Source organism: Micromonospora sp. ANENR4, assembly GCF_015354395.1.
In the GTDB taxonomy this organism is placed as follows: domain Bacteria; phylum Actinomycetota; class Actinomycetes; order Mycobacteriales; family Micromonosporaceae; genus Micromonospora; species Micromonospora aurantiaca.
On record NZ_JADKYQ010000001.1, the window covers coordinates 167817 to 190109 of the forward strand.

The following is a 22293-nucleotide window of genomic DNA, read 5'->3' on the forward strand; positions in this document are numbered from 1 at the left end:
ACTACCGTCAACGACACAGCACCATGTCGCCCACCGGGGCCGGTGATCAAGGAGTTGGCGTCCTCAGAGGCGCCCGGATCGGACACAAACTCCTTGATCACCGCCGGAAGGGCAACCTTCCGTCGACGGCTCAGACGTAGAGCTTGCGGAGTTCGCGGGCGATGTCCGAGACCTCGGTCAGGGTGCCGCTCGCCACCGACATCACGAGAGCCTCGGCCTGATCAACGTCGACATCCTGGATCGGCACCTCGTTGAGGGCCAGAAACACCCGCCCCGCCGCCCAGGCGAGACGCTTGTTCCCATCAATCAGCGCGTGGTTCATGCAGACCGAGTGCAGCAGCGCGGCGGCCTTGGTCCAGAGATCGGGATAAGCCTCCTGGCCGAACGCCACGGTGGCCGGGCGGACCACCGCCGAAGAGAGCAGACCGAAATCACGGACCTGCGGCGTCCCACCCAACACGATCGAGGCGATCTCCACGAGGTCGTCGACCTCGAGATAGTGGATCACTCCGCCAACCGCCGCAGCAGCTCGGCGTCACGCTCGGCAACCTCCCGCGCGAGATCCCGCACGCGGGCACGATGACTGCGCGCCGAGACGTACTCCTCGACTGCGACAACGATGGTGGCGTTCATCGACCGGTGCTCCTGCTCGGCAAGCTGCTTGAGCCGTTCGTGCAGTCCGTCGGGAAGATTGACAGTGGTGACCATATGGAAATCATACCGGCCGCACGCAGGGGAACCACCTATCTCGAGATCGCCCCCAGGCTCCAGGCGATGCCGTCGAGGATGTCGTGCTCGGAGGCGACCACCGACGGCATCCCGGCCCGTTCCATGATCACTCGCAGCACCAGCGCGCCCGCGCCGATCACGTCGGCCCGCCCCGGGTGCATCACCGGGTACGCCAGCCGCTGCTCGCTGCTCTTGCCGAGCAGGTCGGCGGTCACCTCGGCCACCTGCTCGTACGAGATGCGGGCGTGGTGGATGCGGCTGGGGTCATACTCCTGGAGCCCCTGCGCCAGGGCGACCACGGTGGTGACCGAACCGGCGAGCCCGACCAGCGTGGCGGCCTCGCGGCCGGGCACGGCGGCGAGCGCGCGGTCGACGGCGGCGGCGATGTCCGCTTCGGCGGCGGTGATCTGCGCCGCGGTCGGCGGGTCGCCGTGCAGGTGGCGTTCGGTCATCCGGACGCAGCCGATGTCCACCGAGATCGCGCCGCGCACACCGTCGGCGCGGGTGCCGACGACGAACTCGGTCGAGCCGCCGCCGATGTCGACCACCAGGTACGGCGGCTCGGCGTCGGCGGGCAGGCCGCGCACCGCGCCGGTGAACGACAGGCGCGCTTCCTCGTCACCGGTCACCACCTCGGGCGGTACGCCGAGCGTGCGCTCGACCATCGCGCGGAAGTCGGCGGCGTTGGAGGCGTCGCGGGAGGCCGAGGTGGCGCACATGCGTACCCGGTCGGCGCCGGACTTCTCGATCTCGGCCGCGTAGTCGGCGAGCGCCACCCGGGTCCGCTCGATGGCCTCCGGGGCGAGCTTGCCGGTCTGGTCGACGCCCTGCCCCAGCCGCACGATCTCCATCCGCCGGGTGACGTCGCGCAGCGGCGCCGCCTCCCCGGCCGACGCCTCGGGCAGGTCGGCGATCAGCAGTCGGATCGAGTTGGTCCCGCAGTCGATGGCGGCCACACGCGCACTCACGGCGCCCACCCTACGGCAGCCCGACCCCAGGCCCGCGCGATCAGAGGCGCAGCAGCATTCGAGTGTTGCCCAGCGTGTTGGGCTTGACCCGTTCCAGGTCCAGGAACTCCGCGACGCCCTCGTCGTACGAGCGCAGGAGCTGCTCGTACACCGGCTGCGGCACGGGCGCGCCGTCGATCTCGCGGAAGCCGAACGAGCCGAAGAAGCCGGTCTCGAACGTGAGCACGAAGATCCGGCGGATGCCCAGGTCGCGCGCCGAGTCGATCAGCTCACCGACGATCCGGTGCCCGATCCGGTGGCCCCGGCAGGACGGGTCGACCGCCACCGTCCGGATCTCGGCCAGGTCCTCCCACATGACGTGCAGCGCGCCGCACCCGACCACCGTGCCGTCCGAGGTCACCGCGACCCGGAACTCCTGCACGTCCTCGTACAACGTCACCGTTGCCTTGCTGAGCAGCCGCCGGTCGTCGGTGTAGGTGTCCACCAGCCGCCGGATGCCGCGCACGTCGGTGGTGCGGGCCCGGCGGACCGTGATCTCGTCGGCGCTCATCTCACTGGACCGGCGGCACGTCCACGCAGGGGCCGGCCGCCCACCACTTCTCCACCAGCGCCAGCGTCTCGTCGCCGAACGGGTTGACCCCCGGCCCGGCGGCGAGCGCGTGCCCGAGGTGCACGTGCAGGCACTTGACCCGCCCCGGCATGCCACCGGCCGAGATGCCGGCGATCTCCGGCACCTCGCCGATCGCCTCCCGGCGGGTCAGGTAGTCCTCGTGCGCCGCCCGGTACCGCGCCGCCAGCTCCGGATCCTCCGCGAGCCGCTCGGCCATCTCCTTCATCAGCCCGGCCGACTCCAGCCGGCTGCACGCCGCCGTGGCGCGAGGGCAGGTCAGGTAGAACAGCGTCGGGAACGGCGTGCCGTCGGCCAGCCGGGGCGTCGTCTCCACCACGTCGGGCAGGCCGCAGGGACACCTGTGGGCCACCGCGCGGGTACCGCGCGGCGGGCGTCCGAGCTGCGCGGCCACCGCGGCCAGGTCGGCCTCGGTGGCCGGTTGGCGTTCCGGCGGGGGTACGGAGTCCGCCGCCGGCTCCTGCGGTGGTACGACGCTCAAGGTTGTGCCTCTCGAATCAAAGCTCACTTGTCCCCGCGATCGGCGTTGGCCGCCCGAACGCTCGACCACAGGGTGTCGTACCAGGGCTCGGGCTGCTTCGGCGCCCCCGGCTTCGCGTCCTTGCCGGCGTCCTTCGCGGCGCCCTCCGGGTCGGAGAGCACCACGAGCAGCGTCTCGCCCGGCTTGCCCATGAAGAACCGCTCCCGGGCCTGCGTCTTGACGTACTCCGGGTCCTTCCACTTGGCCGCCTCGGCGGTGAGCCGCTCGATCTCGGCCCGCTGGGCGGCCTGCGCGGCTTCCATCCGCTCGATGTCGGCCTGCTGGTCCAGGTAGACCCGGACCGGATAGGTGTACGCCAGGGCGAGCGCGATCAGCACCGCGAACAGCACTGTGGCGCGCCCGGTGAAGCGCCGGGGTTGGGGTGCGGTGAGCCGCTTGACCGGGCCACCGGCGGCGGTACGCCGGGCCGCGGCGGGGCGGCTCGCGGAGCGTACGCCGTCGGTGGCACGAGACGCGCCGGGTGACCGGCCGGCGGTGCGCGCCTCCGCGCGGACGCCGTTGTCGCGTGCCGTGGACCGGACCCGGGCACCGCCCGTCCAGCCGGGCTGCCCCGGCCGACGGGCGGGCCGCTGGCCACCCGGTGTGCGGCGCTGCTGCATCGTCACACCCCTCCCCCGGAGCGCTCGCTCAGGCCGAACGGTAGCGCGGGAACGCGCCGGCACCGGCGTACCGCGCCGCGTCGGCCAGCTCCTCCTCGATCCGCAGGAGCTGGTTGTACTTGGCCACCCGGTCCGAGCGGGCCGGCGCGCCGGTCTTGATCTGCCCGCAGCCGGTGGCGACGGCCAGGTCGGCGATGGTGGTGTCCTCGGTCTCGCCGGAACGGTGGCTCATCATGCACTTGAAGCCGGCCCGGTGGGCCAGGTCGACGGCGTCGAGCGTCTCGGTGAGCGAGCCGATCTGGTTGACCTTGACGAGCACCGCGTTGGCGGCCTGCTCCGCGATGCCCCGGGCGATGCGCTGCGGGTTGGTCACGAACAGGTCGTCGCCGACGATCTGGATGCGGTCGCCGAGCGCGGCGGTGAGGGTGGCCCAGCCGCTCCAGTCGTCCTCGGCCAGCGGGTCCTCGATCGACACGATCGGGTAGTCGCCGGCGAGCTTGGTGTAGTAGTTGCTCATCTCCTCGGCGCTCTTGGCGCTGCCCTCGAACGTGTAGGTGCCGTTGTCGAAGAACTCGGTGGCGGCCACGTCGAGCGCGAAGACGATGTCGGTGCCCAGCCGGTAGCCGGCCTTCTCCACGGCCTCGGCGATCAGGTCCAGCGCGGCGGCGTTGGTGGGCAGGTTCGGGGCGAAGCCGCCCTCGTCACCCAGGCCGGTCGACAGATCCTTCTTCTTCAGCACCGACTTCAGCGCGTGGTAGACCTCGGCGCCCGAGCGCAGCGCGTCCCGGAACGTCGGCGCGCCGATCGGCGCGATCATGAACTCCTGGATGTCGACGTTCGAGTCGGCGTGCGCGCCACCGTTGAGGATGTTCATCATCGGCACCGGGAGCAGGTGCGCGTTCGGGCCGCCCAGGTAGCGGAACAGGCTCAGCTCGGCGCTGCCGGCGGCGGCCTTCGCCACGGCCAGGGAGACGCCGAGGATGGCGTTCGCGCCCAGCTCACCCTTGTTGTCCGAGCCGTCGATGTCGATCATCTTCTGGTCGATCAGCCGCTGCTCGCTGGCCTCGTAGCCGATGAGCTGGTCGACGATGCGGTCCTCGATGTTGGCGACCGCCTTCTCGACACCCTTGCCCAGGTAGCGATCCTTGTCACCGTCGCGCAGCTCGACCGCCTCGAAGGCGCCGGTGGAGGCGCCGGACGGCACCGCGGCGCGGGCGATCGTGCCGTCGTCGAGCCCGACCTCGACCTCGACCGTCGGGTTGCCCCGCGAGTCCAGGATCTCCCGGGCGACGATTCCCTCGATGGTTGCCACTGAGTCGCTCCTCGTTTGTGTGGTTCCGGTCCGTATGGGCCGCGACGGTGCGGCTGAGGCAGGTGTTGAACGCAGCGTATCGGTCCCCGCCCTCCCGCACCCCGCTCGGGGCGGCCCCCGAGGCGCTTGCTGAGACGGACATTCCCGGATTACCGGTCGTCAACCGGCAACCGGTTTGCGAGACGTTGCGTCAATCGACAAGGCTGGGCATCATGCCTGCCGCCTCGACGACTCTCCGCGTGCTCGCCGCCTCGGTCATCGCGTCGCTCTCGGTCACCGGCTGTCAGGCCCTGGACGACGCGAACGTCGCACTCGGTCGCGCCGACCTGGTCAACGACCTCGCCGCGCGGATGGACCGGGCGCTGGAGCAGACCTGGGCCGCCGACTACCAGATCGACGGCGGCCGGACCGCCTCGATCGCGCAGACCAAGAAGCCGCTGCGCTCCACGTACACCTGGCCCGGCGGCAAGATCACCGTGACCCAGGAGTCGGTGACCCGGTGCGCCAGCACCGCCGCCCGTACCTCCTGCACCGTCTCGCCGCCGGTGCTCACCGCCGGGAAGCCGTCGGTGATCGTCTACGACGAGGCGCGCAAGCAGGGCCTGGTCACGCCGCCCGCGGTGATCCGGCTGCTCACCGACGCGGCGCTCGCACCGGACGCGGTCATCGAGCAGAGCGACACCACGCTCGCCGGCCGCCACGCAACCTGCGTCGACGTCACCCACGACGGGGAACGCTTCAACGCCTGCGTGACGACCGAGGGCGTGCTGGGCAGCTTCTCCGGCACGCTCGACGGCAAGCCCGCCGAGGTGACGCTGAGCCGCTACACCGAGAGCGTCGAGGCGGCCGCGTTCGCGGTTCCGGCCGGCGCCGGCGTGGTGGACCGCCGCCCGTCCACGTCGTGACCCCGGGGTTCCTGCCCGCTGCCGATCACGGGCGTCCGCCGCGCCCGGACGACCTGGCGCTGCCGGTGTCCGGGCGGAAGCTGCTGACCGGCCCGGACGAGCAGCCGCTGCAGATCGGCGCGCTGCCCGGCGACCTCGCCTGGACCTCGGTCGGCACGCTCGACGGCATCCCCGCGTGGGCGGCCGAGGTGACCGACCCGGAGTCGCTACCCGGCCGCTGGCGCAGCTGGCGGGGCCTCGCCGCCGAACTGCCCGCACCCCACGCCGACCTGGCCGGGCGGGCGCTCGCCGTGGTCACCTGGCGGCGTACCCACAGGTGGTGCGGGGCGTGCCGGGCCGAGCTGACCGACGTGCCGGGCGAGACCGCGCGGCGCTGCCCGGACTGCGGGCTCACCTCGTTCCTGCCCCTGTCCGTCGCGGTGCTGACCGCGATCACCCGCCCCGGACCGGCCGGCGGCCCCGGCGAACTGCTGCTGGTCCGGCACGCGCAGGGGCCGACGCAGCTGTGGGCGCTCGTCGCCGGGTTCGTCGAGGCGGGCGAGTCGCTGGAGGCGGCGGTACACCGCGAGGTCGCCGAGGAGGTCGGCCTGACGCTGCGGCGACCGGTCTACGTGGACAGCCAACCCTGGGCGCTGTCCGGGCCGGGCACGCTGCTCGCCGGGTTCACCGCCGAGGTGACCGACCCGGCCGCCGAACCCGTCGTCGACGGCACCGAGCTGACCGAGGCGCGCTGGTTCCCGGCCGACGCGCTGCCCGCCGAGCTGCCGCCCGCGTACTCCCTGTCCCGCTGGCTGATCGACGCGGTCGCCGCCGGGCGGTGACCGCAGGCGGGCCGCCGCCCGGCGGTGAGCCTCACACCCCCAGCAGCGTGCGCAGGTGACGCGGCGGCGGGCAGTCGTGCGCCAGCATGGCGTCGTGCCAGTCGCGCACCGTCACGCCGTCCGGCCGGGCGGCGGCGATGTCGGCCATCTCGCTGTACCCGACGAAGTACGTGGAGAGCTGCGTCGAGGTGAGCAGCGCCCGCCGCCACTTGCCGGCCGCCTCGCCCTCCTCCTGGAAGCCGCGCCCGGTCATCAGCGCCATCGCCTCGGACTCGGGCAGGTCGTCGCAGTGCACGAGCTGGTCCAGCAGCGCGTTGATGGTCATCCGGAGCTGCATCTTGAGCTGCTGCAACCGCACCGGCAGACCGCCGAAGCCGAGCCCGGCCATCAGCTCCTCCGCGTAGACCGCCCAGCCCTCCACGAACACACCCGACTCGGTGAGCGCGCGTACCCGGGTCGGGCCGTCGTACCGGCGGGCGTGCGCGAGCTGAAGGAAGTGGCCGGGCATCGCCTCGTGCACGGTCAGGTTGCGGATCATGTGGTCGTTGTACTCACGGTAGAACGACTCGACCCGCTGCGCCGGCCAGTCCGCCGGGGTGGGCGAGATGCAGTAGAACGTGGGCACGTCGGCCGTCTCCAGCGGGCCCGGCGAGTCGCAGTAGGCCACCGCCACGCCGCGCGCGAACTCCGGCATCTCCTGGATCACGCACGGGTCGCCGACCATGCTGACCAGGTCGTGGTGGCGGACGAAGTCACTCGCCTCGTCCAGCGTCACCGAGGCGAGGTCGACGATCGTGGCGTCGTCCGGGTGCTCGGCGGCCAGCAGGTCCAGCGCCCGGCGTACCGTCTCGTCGTCGGCCGGACCACCGACCAGCTCGACCGACGCCGCGCGGATCTCCTCGGTGACCCGCTCGAGGTTGGCCCAGGCGCGGCGCTGCACCTCGGCGGCGCTCAGCTCGGTGTCGAGCGTGTGCCACAGCCGCGCCTCCCACCGCCGCCGGCCCAGCCGCGGGTCACGCCCCGGGCCGGCGTCGGCGGCCAGGCCGTGTCGCAGCCAGGCCACGAACTCCTCCAGCGCGGCGATCGCCTCGGTGGCCGCCGGGCCGACCCGGTCGCGCATCGCCGGCGCCTCGGCCAGCAGGCCGGGCACCTCGTCGCGGATCAGCGCCGCCGTACCGGTGAACTGCCCGACCGCCGTCTCCGCGTGGACCCGCGGCATGTCCCGCAACGTCGCGCGCGCCGTCGACAGCGCATCGGGTACGGCCGACAGACGCCCGGCGAGACTGGTCAGGCGCTCCTCGGCCGGGGCGAAGGGACGAGCCAGCAGGGCGTGCAGCAGCGGCCCCGGATTGTGGTGCAGCGGATCCCACTCGTGGGTGCCGATCTCGGTGGCCTCGAACAGACCTCGGTCGACGAGGCTGGTGAGCAGCGCGTGGTCGACGCCCTCCGCCGGGTCGAGCGCGTCCGGGTCGATCTCGGCGAGTGCGTCGGCCGCGTCCTTCAGCATCGCCTGGTCCGCGGCGAGGGCGTCGGCGGAGAGATCGGGCAGCCGGTCGTCGTAGCGGTGGTCCCCGACGGAGGTGGCCAGCCCGGGCCGGCTCTCCAGCAACGCCTCCACGATCCGCTCCGCCAGCGGCACGAACGCTTCCATCCCCCGACCCTACCGACCCTCCCGCCCACTCCCCCGCCTCGCCGCCCCCCGTTGATCAAGGAGTTGATGTCCCCGCCCGAGCCCGCCCCTGACCCAAACCCCTTGATCACCCGGGCGTCCCCTGGAAGGCCGGCGCCTGCCGGGGTGCCGGCCCGGCAGTCCGACTCGGCGATCTTGCACTTTGCGCCCGGGCAGATGGGGCATTTGCGGCACCGATCGGGCCGAAAGTGCAAGATCGCGGGGCGGGGGCGGGGGCGGGGGGTGGGTTGGGTCAGGTGGGGTGGTTCGGGGTGGGGCGTTCGGCGGCTCTGACTGCTTCGGCGTACGCCAAGGTGGCCCGCCGCAGGGCGGCCTCGGGGTCGATACCGGCCTGACGGGCGGCGGCGACCGTGGCCAGCAGGCTCGCGCCGAGCCGGGCCTCCGGGTCCACCTGCGACTCGGCCAGCGGGGGCGGTACGGCGAGACCGACCCGACCGGCCCGGTCCAGGATCTTCGCGGCCAGCGACAGCGCGGGCTGGCTCAGCGCGATGCCGTCGAGTACCGATTCGCGGGTCTTCTCGGCCCGCTTGATCCGCTCCCAGTTCGCCTCGATCTCCTCGATCGAACCGGCCGGCTCACCGGAGAACACATGCGGGTTGCGTCGCACCATCTTGTCGACCAGGGTGCCCGCGACGTCGTCGACGGTCCAGCTCTCGCCCTCCGGCAGGTTCTCCGCCAGCCGGGCGTGCAGCAGCACCTGGAGCAGCACGTCGCCCAGTTCCTCGCGGAGCGCGTCGGTGTCGTCGGCGCTGATCGCGTCGTACGCCTCGTAGCACTCCTCCAGCAGGAAACCGGCCAGGCTGCGGTGGGTCTGCGCCCGCTTCCACGGGTCGCCGCCAGGGGAGGCCAGCCGGTCCATCACCTCGACCGCGTCGAGCAGCCGGGCGCCGGGCGGATCCCACGAGCCGTACATCAGCTCCAGCTCGGCCAGCCCGGGCTCGCGGGCAAGCCGCAGCCCCAGCTCACGGGCCAGCGCCTCGTCGCCGGCCGGGCCGGCCAGCCACACCGCCCCGCCGTGCGCGGCGGCGGCGTCGAGCAGTGCCTGGGTCGCACCCTCGGTCACCACGCTCACCTCGGCGCCGGCCGTCCGGACCGCGCGGGTCAACTCGCTCTCCGCACCGGCGAGGACCGGCGCGGAGCGTACGGAGTCCCAGGCGGCCGAGGTCAGCAGGCCGGCGGGCAGCCGGGGTGAGGTGACGAGCAGGACGATGCGGGCGGTCATGCGGCTCCGGGAGCCGGCGATCCGGAGGCCGGCGCCTCCGACGTGGAGATGTCGGTGACCGGGCCGTCCTTGTCGACGTACGGCAGGGAGTAGAAGACGAACGACTGGCCGGTGTTGACGAGCGACGGCACGCCGGTCACGCCGAAGCGGGGGTTGACCCGGACGTCCGACTTGTCGGCCTGCTCCTGCAGCGCGCTGCTGAGCGCGGTGGCGGTGCGGACGAAGCCGGCCTCGCCGAACGCCTGCCGGACCTGGTCGACGCTCAGGCCCGGCTGGATCGCCCCGGTCTTCTCGATGGCGTGGTAGACGGCCATCAGGGACTCGTCGCTGAGGTCGGCCGGAGGCAGGCTCTGCTGGAGCGTGCCGGAGAGGTCGACCCACTCGCCCCACAGCTTCGTGTACTCGGTGGTCGCCGGCATGCGGAGCGCCTGCTGGATCTGCTCCGGAGAGATCTGGTCGGTGACCTGGAGGCCCTTCTCGGCCGCCACACGCTTGCCCAGGTCGATCGCGACCAGCAGGTTCAGCACGTCCTGCCGGGTCACCGAGGACCGCAGCTCCGCCGGCGACGGCGTCTGCGGGGCCTGGCTACGGACGGCGTCCGCGTACTGCCGCTGCGCGTCCTCGTAGATCGCGTCGACCCGGTCGACGGAGTACCGGGTGTCGCCGACGTACGCGGCGACGTCCGGGGCGGAGCGGCCACAGGCGGCGAGGGAGAGCGCGGCGAGGGCCGCGACGCTGACAGCGACGAGGGAACGGCGAGCACGCATGAGGGTCACTCTCTCACGCCGAGTACCGGCCTGTGACTCCGCCCACCTCATCGCGCACCCGCCCCGGACCGGGCGACACCGGCGAACTCCTCGGGCTTGCTGTGTCATCGTCCGCTCGCCACTGCGGGGCTGGCAACACCGGCCAGCTCCTCGGGCTTGCCGAGGACGTCGGCCAGGAGCTGACCGCACCACTCCAGCAGGGCCTGGTCGCGCAACGGCTCGCCGCCGATCCGCCGGGTGCTCGGCCGGGGCACACTGACCTGGTCGAGCGCCTGCTTGTAGACCGAGTCCGGGTGGTAGCGCTTGAGCCGCATCTGCTTCGAGTCGGGCAGCGGCAGCGGGCCGAACCGGATGTGCTTGCCCTGCATCGACACGTCGGTCAGCCCGTAGCGGCGGGCCAGCAGCCGGAACCGCGCCACCGCGACCAGGTTCTGCACCGGCGCGGGCGGCTCGCCGTACCGGTCGGTCATCTCGGCGACCACCTCGCGCAGGCGTTCGGAGTCACGGGCCTCGGCGAGCTTGCGGTACATCTCCAGGCGCAGTCGCTCCACCGCCACGTAGTCGTGCGGCAGGTGCGCGTCGATCGGCAGGTCGACCTTGACCTCCGTCTCCTCCTCAATGCTCTCGCCCTTGAAGGCGGACACGGCCTCGCCGACCATCCGCACGTACAGGTCGAAGCCGACGCCCTCGATGTGGCCGGACTGCTCGCCGCCGAGCAGGTTGCCGGCGCCGCGGATCTCCAGGTCCTTCATCGCCACGTACATGCCCGCGCCGAGTTCGGTGTGCTGGGCGATGGTGGCCAGCCGCTCGTGCGCGTTCTCGGTGAGCGGCTTCTCCGGCGGGTAGAGGAAGTACGCGTACGCCCGCTCCCGGCCTCGGCCGACCCGGCCGCGGATCTGGTGCAGCTGGGCCAGGCCGAGCAGGTCGGCCCGCTCGACGATGAGCGTGTTGGCGTTCGGGATGTCGATGCCGGACTCGACGATGGTGGTGCAGACGAGGACGTCGAACTCCTTCTCCCAGAAGCCGACCATCACCTTCTCCAGCGCTTCCTCGCCCATCTGGCCGTGCGCCACCGCGACCCGGGCCTCCGGCACCAGCTCCCGCAGCCTGCGGGCGGTCTTCTCGATCGACTCGACCCGGTTGTGCAGGTAGAAGACCTGCCCGTCGCGCAGCAGCTCACGGTGGATGGAGGCGGCCACCTGCCGGTCGTCGTACGCCCCGACGAACGTGAGCACCGGGTGCCGCTCCTCCGGCGGGGTGGCGATGGTGGACATCTCCCGGATGCCGGTGATCGCCATCTCCAGCGTGCGCGGGATCGGGGTGGCCGACATGGCGAGCACGTCGACCGAGGCGCGCAGCGTCTTCAGGTGCTCCTTGTGCTCGACGCCGAACCGCTGCTCCTCGTCGATGATGACCAGCCCCAGAGACTTGAACCGGGTGGACGCCTGGAGCAGCCGGTGGGTGCCGATGACGATGTCGACGGTGCCGGCGGCGACCATCTCCAGCGTCTGCTCGGTCTCCTTCGGCGTCTGGAACCGGGACAGCTGCCGGATCGACACCGGGAACTGGCTCATCCGCTCGGCGAACGTGTTGTAGTGCTGCTGCACCAGCAGCGTGGTCGGCACCAGCACCGCCACCTGCTTGCCGTCCTGCACCGCCTTGAACGCCGCCCGTACCGCGATCTCGGTCTTGCCGTAGCCGACGTCGCCGCAGATCAGCCGGTCCATCGGGACGGTCTGTTCCATGTCCCGCTTGACCTCCTCGATGGCGGCCAGCTGGTCGGGCGTCTCCTGCCAGGGGAACGCGTCCTCCAGCTCCCGCTGCCACGGGGTGTCGGGGCCGAAGTTGTGCCCCTTCGACGCCTTACGGGCGGCGTACAGCTGGATGAGTTGTGCGGCGATCTCACGGACCGCCTTGCGCGCCCGGGCCTTGGACTTCTGCCAGTCCGAGCCGCCCATCTTGTGCAGCGTGGGCTGCTCACCGCCGACGTAGCGGGAGAGCTGGTCGAGCTGGTCGGTGGGGACGAACAGGCGGTCGCCGGGCTGGCCGCGCTTGCTGGGCGCGTACTCGATGACCAGGTATTCGCGGCTGGCACCGTTGACGGTGCGCTGCACCAGCTCGACGTACCGGCCGATGCCGTGCTGCTCGTGCACGACGTAGTCGCCGGCCTTCAGCTCCAGCGGGTCGATGGTGTTGCGCCGCCGGCTGGGCATCTTGCGCATGTCGCGGGTGGAGGTGCCCCGGCCGCCGGTGACGTCGTTGCCGGTGAGCAGCACGAACTTCGACGCTTCGTCGACGAACCCGGCGGTCAGGCAGCCACACGACACGAGCAGCTCGCCCGGTGCCGGCGCGGCGGGCACCTCCTCGGTGAGCCGGGCGCCGAGACCGGCGTCGCGGAGCACCTCGACGGCCCGCTGGGCGGGGCCGTGCCCCTCGAAGACGAGCGCGATCGACCAGCCCTCGCCGGCCCACCGCTTGAGGTCGTCGACCACCCGGGCGGTCTCGCCGTGGTAGAGCGGGGCCGGCTGGGCGGCCAGGCTCACCGCGATGGCGTCGTCGGGGGTGACGTCGACCTCGGCGGGCTCGTCCTCCCAGGGCTGCCGGGCCGGTGCCGCGTCCGCCTCGACCAGGCCGAACGGCGCGAGCGTCCACCAGGGCTGGCGCAGGGCGCGGGCTGCCGTGCGTACCTCGGCCAGGGTCTTGAAGGCGGCGGCGCCGAGGTCGACCGGGGCCTGGCCGCCGACGGCGGCCGCGGCCCAGCTGGCCTGGAGGAACTCCTCCGAGGTACGGACCAGGTCGTGCGCGCGGGTGCGGATGCGCTCGGGGTCGCAGAGGAGTACGTGGGTGCCGGCCGGCATGCAGTCGACGAGCAGTTCCAGCGCGTCGGCGCCGATCAGCGCGGGGGCGAGGGACTCCATGCCCTCGACCGGGATGCCCTCGGCCAGCTTGTCCAGGATCTCGGCCAGCTCCGGGTGCTCGGCGGCCAGCGCGGCGGCCCGCTCCCGCACCGCCGGGGTCAGCAGCAGCTCCCGGCACGGCGGCGCCCAGAGCTGCGCGACGCCCTCGATGGTGCGCTGGTCGGCGACCGCGAAGGTGCGGATCTCCTCCACCTCGTCGCCCCAGAACTCGACCCGGGACGGGTGCTCGTCGGTGGGCGGGAAGACGTCCAGGATGCCGCCGCGTACGGCGAACTCGCCGCGCTTGGTGACCAGGTCGACCCGGGCGTACGCCATGTCGGTGAGCCGGCGGGCGACCTCCTCCAGGTCGGCCTCGTCCCCGGCGGCGAGCTGCACCGGCTCCAGGTCGCCGAGCCCCTTGAGCTGCGGCTGGAGCAGCGACCGGACCGGCGCCACGACGACCCGCAGCGGGCCGGTGCGGCCGTGCGCGTCGGCGGCGTCCGGGTGGGCCAGGCGGCGGAGCACGGCGAGGCGCCGCCCGACCGTGTCGGAGCGGGGCGACAGGCGCTCGTGCGGCAGCGTCTCCCAGGACGGGAAGACCGCCACCTGCTCCGGCGGCAGCAGACTGCCCAGTGCGGAGGCCAGGTCGTCGGCCTCGCGGGTGGTGGCGGTGACCGCGAGCACGGGGCGCCCCGCGCCACCGGCCGGCTCGTCGGCGGCGACCGCGGCGACCGCGAACGGGCGCAGCGCGGCCGGGGCGGTGAGGTCGAGCCCGTCGACCTGCGCGGCACCGGAGCGCGCCAGGTCACGCGCCCGGGCCAGCCCCGGGTCGGCCAGGGCGGCGGAGAAGAGTCCGGTGAGCATCAGTGATCACTTCCAGCGGATCGACACACGACGACGACCCCGCGTCCAGCCGGACGGGGGGTGCACCGTTCGAGCCTATCCCCCTCCACCGACGATCCGGGCCCGCCCGATCTTCGATCTTGACCGGCTGCCACCGGGCGTGGTGCGGTGGGTGGATGGTCGAGTATCGGACGGTCTTCGACGCCGAGGTGCTTTTCTCCAACGGCGGTGGTCTGCGCACCGACGGGTTCCGGCTGGACGTGCCGCACCCGGACGTCACCGACGACGAGGTGGCCGCGCTGCTGGTCCGGCACCTCGGGCTGCTCATGGTCGGCGAGGTACGGATCACCGACCGGACCGTCGTCGAGGAGCCGCACAAGGGCGGGCGGGGCCTCGATGTGCCAGCCTCCGGTGGGCGGAAGCTCGTCGAACTGAGTCACGTGGTCACCGACGGCATGGTCACGCTGCCCGGCTGGCCCGGACCGTCGATCACCGACTGGCTGACCCGGGAGGACTCCCGGAAGCGGTACGCGCCGGGTGTCGAGTTCCACGTCGCGCGGATCAACATGATCGCCAACACCGGCACGTACGTGGACACGCCGTCGCACCGCTTCGCCGACGGCCCGGACCTGACCGGGATGCCGCTGGACCGTCTCGCCGACCTGCCCGGCCTGGTGGTACGCGTGCCGGCCGGTACGCGGGCGGTGGACCGGCTGATGCTCGCCCCGTACGACGTGGCCGGGTGCGCGGTGCTGCTGCACACCGGCTGGGACGCACACTTCGGCACCGACGCGTACGCCGCTGCGGAGGCGCCCTACCTGACCGGTGACGGCGCGCAGTGGCTGGCCGAGGCGGGCGCGGCGCTGGTCGGCATCGACTCGATCAACATCGACGACATGACTCCGGCGGCAGCGGGTCAGCGCCCGGCGCACACCGGTCTACTGGCCGCCGGCATCCCGATCGTGGAGCACCTGACCGGCCTGGACGCGCTGCCCCCGACCGGCTTCCGGTTCACCGCCGCCCCGCCGCGGGTAGCAGGCATGGGCACGTTCCCGGTCCGCGCCTTCGCGATCGTCTGATCCTCGCGCAAGATCCACTCCACTTCCCCGAAATGGCGGGGTCCAACGCCCGCCAATGCCGCCACCTCGGCGAAACGGAGTGGATCTTGCCTGCGTCGCCCACGCCGCCAACCGAGGGGTGAGGCGGCGGGTGAAGGCGGGTCAGTAGCGGACGGCGATGCGGCGCTCCACCGCGTCAACGCGGATCTCGCCGCCGTACGGGATGATCAGCTGCGGGTCGGTGTGGCCCAGGTCGACGTCGAAGACCACCACCGGGTCGTCGGCGTAGGGGGCGAGTGCCGACAGGATCGCCGCCCGCTGCTCCTCACCCCAGGCCAGCCGCTCCGCGACGGAGTGCGGACGGTCGAAGTCCCACGCCTTGGGGCGGCCCACCACGATCGCCGGGACGGCGGCGAGCAGCCCTCGCTCGCCCATGTTCCGCACGATCCGGAAGACCTCCTGCGCGGGCGGCAGCTCGTTCGACGTCTCCAGCACCAGCACCGACCCGGCCAGGTCGGCCGCCGACGGAACGCGGTCGGTCGCCATCAGCCAGTGCACGATCTCCAGGCAGCCGCCCCACGTCCGGCCCTGCACCACCCGGGCCGGGCCGTGCCAGCGCCAACCGTCGGACGGGTACATCGGCGGCTCCTCGGCCAGCGCGGCCGGGTCACGCCAGTCGCACGGCTCGTCGCCCCACTCGGGGGCGGCGGTCAGGTCGTACCAGCCGGTGGTGAACAGCGCGGCGCGCAGCGAGTCGAGCGTGAGCGGGTGCGGCTTGCCGGAGCGCCCGAGGTGCACCAGCACCGAGCCGCCGTGGTAGCCGACGACACCCAGCCGGTACAGGTGGTTGAGCACGTTGGTGTTGTCCGAGTAGCCGAAGTACGGCTTCGGGTTGGCCCGCAGCACCTCGTCGTCCAGGTACGGCGTGACGGTGATCAGGTCGTCCCCGCCGACCGTGGCCAGCACGGCGGTGATCGTCGGGTCGGCGAACGCGGCGGTCAGGTCACGCGCCCGGTCGCGCGGGTCGGCGCCCATGACGCGGGTGGTCGGATACTCCACCGGTTCCAGCCCCAGCTCGTCGCGGAGCCGGCGCAGGCCCAGCTCGTACACGTGGGGGAAGAGACCCGGCAGGCCGGCGGAGGGTGAGACGACCGCGACCCGGTCGCCGGGCTGCGGTTTGGCGGGATAGATGGGTGCCTGCATGGTCCGACGCTACCGGCCCGGGCCACCGGTTTTCACCAGGCGAAACCCCACGAGCCGGGCATATGCCCGCAATAGGCTGAGGCCGTGGACGACGAGCCGGAGCTGCGTACCCGCGACTGGCTGCCCCGCACGGCGGCGCTGATCCTCGGCACCCTCGCGCTGGCGAGCGCGTTCATCGCCGCCTACGTCGGCGCGCTGCACAAGCCGGACCCGCGTGACGTGCCGGTCGCCGTGGTCACGAGCGACCAGCAGGCCCAGGCCGTGACGTCCGCCGTCCGCGCCCGCACCGACACGATCAAACCCGTCGGGTACGACAGCCGCGGCGCCGCCCAGGACGGACTCACCGACAGATCGGTGTACGCGGTGCTCAGCTCCGCCCCGGACGGCGGCCTGACGCTCGCCACCGCCAGCGCGGGAGCGCCCGCCGCCACCGAACTCGTCACCGAGGTGTTCACCGAGGCGGCCCGGCAGGCCGGGGTGCCACTGGAGGTCACCGACGACGTGCCGGTCTCCGCCGACGACCCGCGCGGCCTGGTCCCGTTCTACCTGGCCGTCGGCGTGGTGCTCGGCGGCTACCTGGCGTCCACGGCGCTCGGCATCTCGCTCGGCACCAGCCCGCGCGACCTGCGCCGGGCCGGGCTGCGGATCGCCACGCTGGCGGTGCACGCCATCCTGCTCGGCGTCATCGGGGCGATCCTGGTCGGGCCGGTGCTCGGCGTGTTCCCCGATCAGGTGGCGACGGTGGCGGTGGTCGGCGCGCTCGCCGCGTTCGCGGCCGGGATGGTCGCCGCCGCCGTGCAGGGCTGGCTCGGGCTGCTCGGCACCGGCATCGTGATCCTGCTGCTCGTGGTGCTCGGCAACCCCGGCTCGGGCGGTATCTACGCGCCCGAGTTCCTGCCGCCGTTCCTGCGCGGGATGCACCGCTGGAACGTGCCCGGCCTGGCCACCGACCTGTTCAAGTCGGCGATCTACTTCGACTGGCGTGGCGGCGGCTGGGCACTGGCCGGGCTGCTGATCTGGGTGGCCGCCGGCCTGGCCGGTCTGCTCACCGCGACGATGTTCCGCGCCCGCCGGCGACCTGCGCCGGGACGGCACGCCGTCGAGCGGGGCTGACCGGCGGGCCGTCCCAGAGTGCAGATCATCACGCCGTCCCCCTCCTGTCCGCCGGGGCCGCGCGGATACCATCCAGAGGAGTCGGACAGCGCTGTCCTTCGTCCTCGCGTAAGGAGCGCAACCGTGACCGACCAGCACGACCACGACGGCCCCGACGCCGCTCTCCGGGCCGACATCCGCCGCCTCGGCACGCTGCTCGGGCAGACGCTCGCCCGTCAGGAGGGCCGGCCGCTGCTCGACCTGGTCGAGGAGATCCGCGCCCAGGTCCGCTCCGACGCGCCGGCCGCCGCCCAGCGCCTCGCCGGGCTCGACGTCACCACCGGCACGAAGCTGGCCCGTGCCTTCTCCACCTACTTCCACCTGGCGAACATCACCGAGCAGGTGCACCGCGCCCGGGACCTGCGCCGCCGCCGCGCCACCCACGGCGGCTGGCTGGACCAGGCGGCCAAGATGATCGCCGAGCGCGGCGTACCGGCCGAGGAGATCGCCGCCGCGGCCCGCCGGCTGGCCGTACGCCCGGTCTTCACCGCCCACCCCACCGAGGCGGCCCGCCGGTCCATCCTGTCCAAGCTGCGCGCGGTGGCCGACGAGCTGGACACCGAGACCGCAAACGCGATCCTGTACGGCGCCAGCGACGAGGGCCCGGCGAACCGCCGCCTGGCCGAACTGCTCGATCTCATGTGGCAGACCGACGAGCTGCGGCTGGACCGGCCGGACCCGACAGACGAGGCGCGCAACGCGATCTACTACCTGCGCGACCTGTACGCCGAGGCCGCGCCGCAGGTCCTCGACGACCTCGCCGACACGCTGCGCACGCTCGGCGTGGAGACGTCACCGACGTCCCGCCCGCTGAGCTTCGGCACCTGGATCGGCGGCGACCGCGACGGCAACCCGTTCGTCACGCCGGTGGTCACCCGCGAGGTGCTGCGCATCCAGCACGAGCACGGCATCGCCGCCACCGAGAAGGCGATGGACGAGCTGATCACCGAGGTCAGCGTGTCCCGGCGGCTGCGCGCGGTGTCGCTCGACCTGTCCGCCAGCCTGGCCAAGGACCTGGACGCGCTGCCAGAGGTGGCGCCGCGGTTCCGCCGGGTCAACGCGGAGGAGCCGTACCGGCTCAAGGCGCGGTGCGTGAAGGCGAAGCTCGCCAACACCCGGGAGCGGCTGCGCGCCGACACCCCGCACGTGCCGGGGCGCGACTACCGGGGCTCGGCCGAGCTGATCGCCGACCTGGAACTGCTGCGCGCGTCGCTGGCCCGTAACTCCGGCCAGCTCACCGCCGTCGGGCGGCTCGCCTCGGCCATCCGTACGGTGTCCGCGTTCGGCCTGCACCTGGCCACCATGGACATCCGGGAGCACGCGGAGAAGCACCACGAGGTGCTGGCCCAGCTCTACGAGGCGGTGGGCGAGGTGTCCGACTACCCGGCGCTGTCCCGGCTGGAACGCACCAAGCTGCTCGCCGACGAGCTGACCGGCCGCCGGCCGCTCTCCACCCAGGACAGCCCGCTCACCGAGTCGGCCCGCAAGACGTTCGACGTGTTCGCGGCGATCCGCGAGGCGCAGGACCGGTTCGGCCCCGAGGTGATCGAGTCGTACATCATCTCGATGACGCTCGGCGTGGACGACGTGCTGGCCGCCGTGGTGCTGGCCCGCGAGGCCGGCCTGGTGGACGTGCACTCCGGGCGGGCCCGCATCGGCATCGTGCCGCTGCTGGAGACCCCGGCCGAGCTGAACGCCGGTGGTGAGCTGCTGGACGAGCTGCTGTCGTTGCCCGCGTACCGGGCGCTCGTGGCGGCCCGGGGCGACGTGCAGGAGGTGATGCTCGGCTACTCCGACTCCAACAAGGAGGCCGGCATCACCACCAGCCAGTGGTCCATCCACCGGGCGCAGCGCGCGCTGCGGGACGTGGCCGCGCGGCACGGCGTACATCTGCGGTTGTTCCACGGCCGGGGCGGCACCGTCGGCCGGGGCGGCGGCCCCACGCACGACGCGATCCTGGCCCAGCCGTACGGCACGCTGGACGGCGCGATCAAGGTGACCGAGCAGGGTGAGGTCATCTCCGACAAGTACACGCTGCCGGCGCTGGCCCGGGAGAACCTGGAACTGACGGTCGCGGCGGTGCTCCAGGCGACGCTGCTGCACACCGCTCCCCGGCAGCCGGCCGAGATGCTGGAGCGCTGGGACGCGGCGATGGACGTGGTGTCCTCCTCGGCGTTCCGGTCGTACCGGTCGCTGGTCGAGGACCCGGACCTGCCCGCGTACTTCTGGGCGTCCACCCCGACCGAGCTGCTCGGTGCGCTGAACATCGGTTCCCGGCCGGCGAAGCGCCCGAACACCGGCGCCGGCCTGTCCGGCCTGCGAGCCATCCCGTGGGTGTTCGGCTGGACGCAGACCCGGCAGATCGTGCCGGGCTGGTTCGGTGTGGGCTCCGGACTGGCCGCCGCGCGGGCGGCCGGGCTGGCCGACGTACTCGCCGAGATGAACCGGAACTGGCACTTCTTCCGCACGTTCCTGTCGAACGTCGAGATGATGCTGACCAAGACCGACCTGACCATCGCCCGGCGGTACGTCGAGACGCTGGTGCCGAAGAAGCTGCACCCGATCTTCGACAAGATCGAGCAGGAGTACGAGCTGACCAAGCAGGAGGTGCTGGCGGTCACCGCCGCACCGGCGCTGCTGGACAACTCACCGGTGCTGCAGCGCACGCTCGCCGTGCGGGACACCTACCTGGAGCCGCTGCACCACCTCCAGGTGGCGTTGCTGCGGCAGTACCGCGAATCCGGCGCCGCCGGGCGGGCGGTGGCGACCGCGCCGGGTGGGCGGCGGGCCCCGAACGACGGTACGGCGCTGGAGCGGGCGCTGCTGACCACCGTCAACGGCATCGCCGCCGGCATGCGCAACACCGGCTGATCCCGTCCCGGGCGGGGCACTCGTGCGAGCGAGGGCCCCGCCGGGGCCGGCTAGAAGTCGCCGCCGCCGAAGTCACCACCGAAGTCGCCGCCGAAGTCGCCACCGGCGTAGTCGCCACCGCCGCCCGCGTCGCCGCCGCCCATGTCGCTCTGGTCGCCGAAGTCCTGGCCGTCGCCGAAGCCCTCCTGGTAGCCGGCGTCGTACCCGGGATCGGCGAACGCGGGTGAGAACAGCGCGTCCGCGATCAGGAGACCGCCGACCACACCGACACCCGCGCCGAGCGCGGTCTTCCACCACGGCGTGGAGTACCAGCCGGCCGGCACCGGCCGCCCCTGGAACCGGCCACCCGGGTAGTAGTAGGGCGTCGCGTTCCCCGGCTGCGGGCCGGCGCGGAACGTCTGCCCCTGCACGTCGACCTGGCGCTCCTTGGTGAGCGCGCCGGCACCCTGGGCGGCGGCGAGTGGCGGCAGCTCCGGGCCCGGGTCGATGCCCATCGCGGTCCGCGCCGCCCGGATGTACGCCAGCCCTTCCAGCGCGGTCTCCCGGGCCAGCCCGAACTGGCGCGGCGTGGTCGCCTGCTCCAGCTGCGAACCGGCCGCGTTGTAGCGCTCACCGGCGTCGGCGAGCGCCTGCCGGACCGCCGGGGCGTCGCCGTGCAGGTTCATCAGCTGGCCGCCGAGCCGCTCGTACCAGCGCTGCGCCTCGGCGCGGGCGTCGGCCAGTTCGTTCGACCGGCGCGATCTGCTCCCCCTCCGCCAGAACACGAACGCACCTCCGAGCAGCAGGATCAGGACCAGCCACAACGCGAACTCCATGACTCGAACGTACCCACCGGGCGCTCGTCGTACCCGTTTGGCAAGCTCTTGGCCATGAGCTTTGCGACGCTGGCCGTGGTGGTGCTCTGCCTCGCCGCGGGCGGCGCGGTGGGCTGGCTGGCCGCGCGGGCGCGCGCGGCGGCTGACATCGCCCGCCTGGAGGCGACGCTCGCCGCCACCCAGGCCGGTGAGGGGCGGCTGGAGCAGTCCATGCGGGCGCTGAGCTACGAGGCGACGGCGCAGTCCCAGGAGGCGGTCGCCCGCGCGGTGGCGCCGCTGCACGACACGCTGCGCCGCTACGAACAGCGGGTGGCCGAGCTGGAGCGGGACCGGGTCGACGCGTACGCCGAACTGCGCGAACAGGTGCGGTCCATGAGCGCCGTCTCCGGCGAGCTGCGCACCGAGACCAAGCAGCTGGTCGCCGCGCTGCGCGCGCCGCAGGTGCGTGGCCGCTGGGGCGAGCACCAGCTCCGCCGGATCGTCGAGGCCGCCGGCATGCTCGAACACTGCGACTTCAGCGAGCAGGTCACCGCCGCGACCGACCACCAGGGGGTACGCCCCGACCTGGTGGTACGGCTGCACGGCGGCCGGACGGTGGTGGTGGACGCGAAGGCGCCGTTCGACGCGTACCTGACCGCGATGGAGTCGCGCGACGAGCGGGGGCGCGACACCCACCTGGACGCGCACGCCCGGCACCTGCGCGCGCACGTGGACGGCCTGGCGGCCAAGTCCTACTGGTCGGCGTTCGACCAGACGCCCGAATTCGTGGTGCTGTTCGTACCGGCGGACCCGTTCCTCGACGTGGCGCTACAACGCGACCCGTCCCTGCTGGAGCACGCGTTCGCCCGCAACGTGGTGCTCGCCACGCCGGCCACGCTGGTGGCGCTGCTGCGCACCGTCGCCTACTCGTGGCGGCAGGAGGCGCTGGCGCGTAACGCCGCCACCGTCCACTCGCTGGCCCGCGAGCTGTACGGGCGGCTGTCCACTCTGGGTGACCACGTGGGCAAGCTCGGCAGTTCGCTGAGCGGGGCGGTGACGGCGTACAACCGCGCGGTGGGGTCCCTGGAGGCGCGGGTGCTGGTCAGCGCCCGCAAGCTGGCCGAGCTGGGCGTCTCCGACGACGAGCTGGCCGCGCCGGCGCAGGTCGAGCTGGCGCCGAGGCAGCCGCAGGCACCGGAGCTGCTGGGCACGCCGTCCACATCGGCCGAGAGGTCGACGGACGTCGACGCCTAACACGCCGCACGTGATGACGTAGGCCGATTTCTATCACGG

General features: G+C 72.8%; 19 protein-coding genes. 6 read left to right on the plus strand and 13 right to left on the minus strand.

Annotation, left to right across the window (positions count from 1 at the left end; all coding sequences use genetic code 11):
* Positions 1–130 precede the first annotated feature (130 nt).
* Genes IRY44_RS00760 through eno form a run of 7 tightly spaced genes read right to left on the minus strand, consistent with a single transcriptional unit; the run spans position 131 to position 4777 of the window.
* Complete coding sequence (locus IRY44_RS00760) at positions 131–508, minus strand: type II toxin-antitoxin system death-on-curing family toxin (RefSeq protein WP_116504050.1); 378 nt, start codon at positions 506–508, stop codon at positions 131–133.
* Entirely contained in the window at positions 505–708 is a 204-nt protein-coding gene (locus IRY44_RS00765; protein ID WP_073824963.1) for an Arc family DNA-binding protein, read from the minus strand. Before IRY44_RS00765 ends, IRY44_RS00760 begins: the two co-directional genes overlap by 4 nt.
* A 35-nt stretch (positions 709–743) precedes the next feature.
* The gene (locus IRY44_RS00770; protein ID WP_194798953.1) at positions 744–1685 is read right to left on the minus strand and encodes a Ppx/GppA phosphatase family protein; all 942 of its coding nucleotides are present in this window, start codon (positions 1683–1685) and stop codon (positions 744–746) included.
* Between the two features lie 52 nt (positions 1686–1737).
* Complete coding sequence (locus IRY44_RS00775; RefSeq protein ID WP_194798555.1) at positions 1738–2247, minus strand: amino-acid N-acetyltransferase; 510 nt, start codon at positions 2245–2247, stop codon at positions 1738–1740.
* A 1-nt stretch (position 2248) separates the two neighbouring features.
* On the minus strand, positions 2249–2806 hold the full coding sequence (locus IRY44_RS00780; RefSeq protein ID WP_194798556.1) for a DUF501 domain-containing protein: 558 nt from the start codon (positions 2804–2806) through the stop codon (positions 2249–2251).
* A 23-nt stretch (positions 2807–2829) separates the two neighbouring features.
* Positions 2830–3465 (minus strand): septum formation initiator family protein, encoded by a 636-nt coding sequence (locus IRY44_RS00785; protein WP_194798557.1) that lies wholly within the window; start codon positions 3463–3465, stop codon positions 2830–2832.
* 28 nt (positions 3466–3493) lie between these two features.
* Positions 3494–4777, minus strand: coding sequence for a phosphopyruvate hydratase (gene eno / locus IRY44_RS00790; protein ID WP_013284093.1), 1284 nt, complete (start codon positions 4775–4777; stop codon positions 3494–3496).
* 212 nt (positions 4778–4989) lie between these two features.
* On the opposite strand from eno, the gene IRY44_RS00795 reads away from it, so the two are divergent.
* Together IRY44_RS00795 and IRY44_RS00800 are read left to right on the plus strand one after the other, a co-directional pair.
* Entirely contained in the window at positions 4990–5682 is a 693-nt protein-coding gene (locus tag IRY44_RS00795; protein ID WP_194798558.1) for a hypothetical protein, read from the plus strand.
* Entirely contained in the window at positions 5679–6503 is an 825-nt protein-coding gene (locus tag IRY44_RS00800) for an NUDIX domain-containing protein (RefSeq protein ID WP_194798559.1), read from the plus strand. Before IRY44_RS00795 ends, IRY44_RS00800 begins: the two co-directional genes overlap by 4 nt.
* 31 nt (positions 6504–6534) lie before the next feature.
* Here the strand turns inward: IRY44_RS00800 and IRY44_RS00805 are convergent, their stop codons facing one another.
* The 4 genes from IRY44_RS00805 to mfd all read right to left on the minus strand — a co-directional run bounded on the left by IRY44_RS00805 (position 6535) and on the right by mfd (position 13943).
* Positions 6535–8154: a DUF885 domain-containing protein gene (locus IRY44_RS00805; RefSeq protein WP_194798560.1), complete on the minus strand. Its 1620-nt coding sequence runs from the start codon at positions 8152–8154 to the stop codon at positions 6535–6537.
* Positions 8155–8425: 271 nt separating this feature from the next.
* Positions 8426–9415, minus strand: a complete 990-nt coding sequence (locus IRY44_RS00810; protein ID WP_194798561.1) for a nucleoside triphosphate pyrophosphohydrolase — start codon at positions 9413–9415, stop codon at positions 8426–8428.
* Positions 9412–10182, minus strand: a complete 771-nt coding sequence (locus IRY44_RS00815) for a hypothetical protein (RefSeq protein ID WP_194798562.1) — start codon at positions 10180–10182, stop codon at positions 9412–9414. Before IRY44_RS00815 ends, IRY44_RS00810 begins: the two co-directional genes overlap by 4 nt.
* A 104-nt stretch (positions 10183–10286) precedes the next feature.
* Positions 10287–13943, minus strand: coding sequence for a transcription-repair coupling factor (gene mfd / locus IRY44_RS00820; protein ID WP_194798563.1), 3657 nt, complete (start codon positions 13941–13943; stop codon positions 10287–10289).
* Between the two features lie 155 nt (positions 13944–14098).
* On the opposite strand from mfd, the gene IRY44_RS00825 reads away from it, so the two are divergent.
* Positions 14099–15001 (plus strand): cyclase family protein, encoded by a 903-nt coding sequence (locus IRY44_RS00825; protein WP_194798564.1) that lies wholly within the window; start codon positions 14099–14101, stop codon positions 14999–15001.
* A gap of 141 nt (positions 15002–15142) precedes the next feature.
* Here IRY44_RS00825 and IRY44_RS00830 read toward each other — a convergent pair whose 3' ends face one another.
* Positions 15143–16183: a S66 peptidase family protein gene (locus tag IRY44_RS00830; protein ID WP_194798565.1), complete on the minus strand. Its 1041-nt coding sequence runs from the start codon at positions 16181–16183 to the stop codon at positions 15143–15145.
* Between the two features lie 84 nt (positions 16184–16267).
* On the opposite strand from IRY44_RS00830, the gene IRY44_RS00835 reads away from it, so the two are divergent.
* A complete protein-coding gene (locus IRY44_RS00835; RefSeq protein WP_194798566.1) occupies positions 16268–17296 on the plus strand; it encodes a hypothetical protein in 1029 nt (342 codons plus the stop codon).
* A 123-nt stretch (positions 17297–17419) separates the two neighbouring features.
* The gene (gene ppc / locus IRY44_RS00840; RefSeq protein ID WP_194798567.1) at positions 17420–20206 is read left to right on the plus strand and encodes a phosphoenolpyruvate carboxylase; all 2787 of its coding nucleotides are present in this window, start codon (positions 17420–17422) and stop codon (positions 20204–20206) included.
* Positions 20207–20256: 50 nt separating this feature from the next.
* Here the strand turns inward: ppc and IRY44_RS00845 are convergent, their stop codons facing one another.
* The gene (locus tag IRY44_RS00845) at positions 20257–21021 is read right to left on the minus strand and encodes a hypothetical protein (RefSeq protein ID WP_194798568.1); all 765 of its coding nucleotides are present in this window, start codon (positions 21019–21021) and stop codon (positions 20257–20259) included.
* Between the two features lie 54 nt (positions 21022–21075).
* Between IRY44_RS00845 and IRY44_RS00850 the strand changes: the two genes are divergently transcribed.
* Positions 21076–22254: a DNA recombination protein RmuC gene (locus IRY44_RS00850; RefSeq protein WP_194798569.1), complete on the plus strand. Its 1179-nt coding sequence runs from the start codon at positions 21076–21078 to the stop codon at positions 22252–22254.
* The last annotated feature ends 39 nt before the right edge of the window (positions 22255–22293 follow it).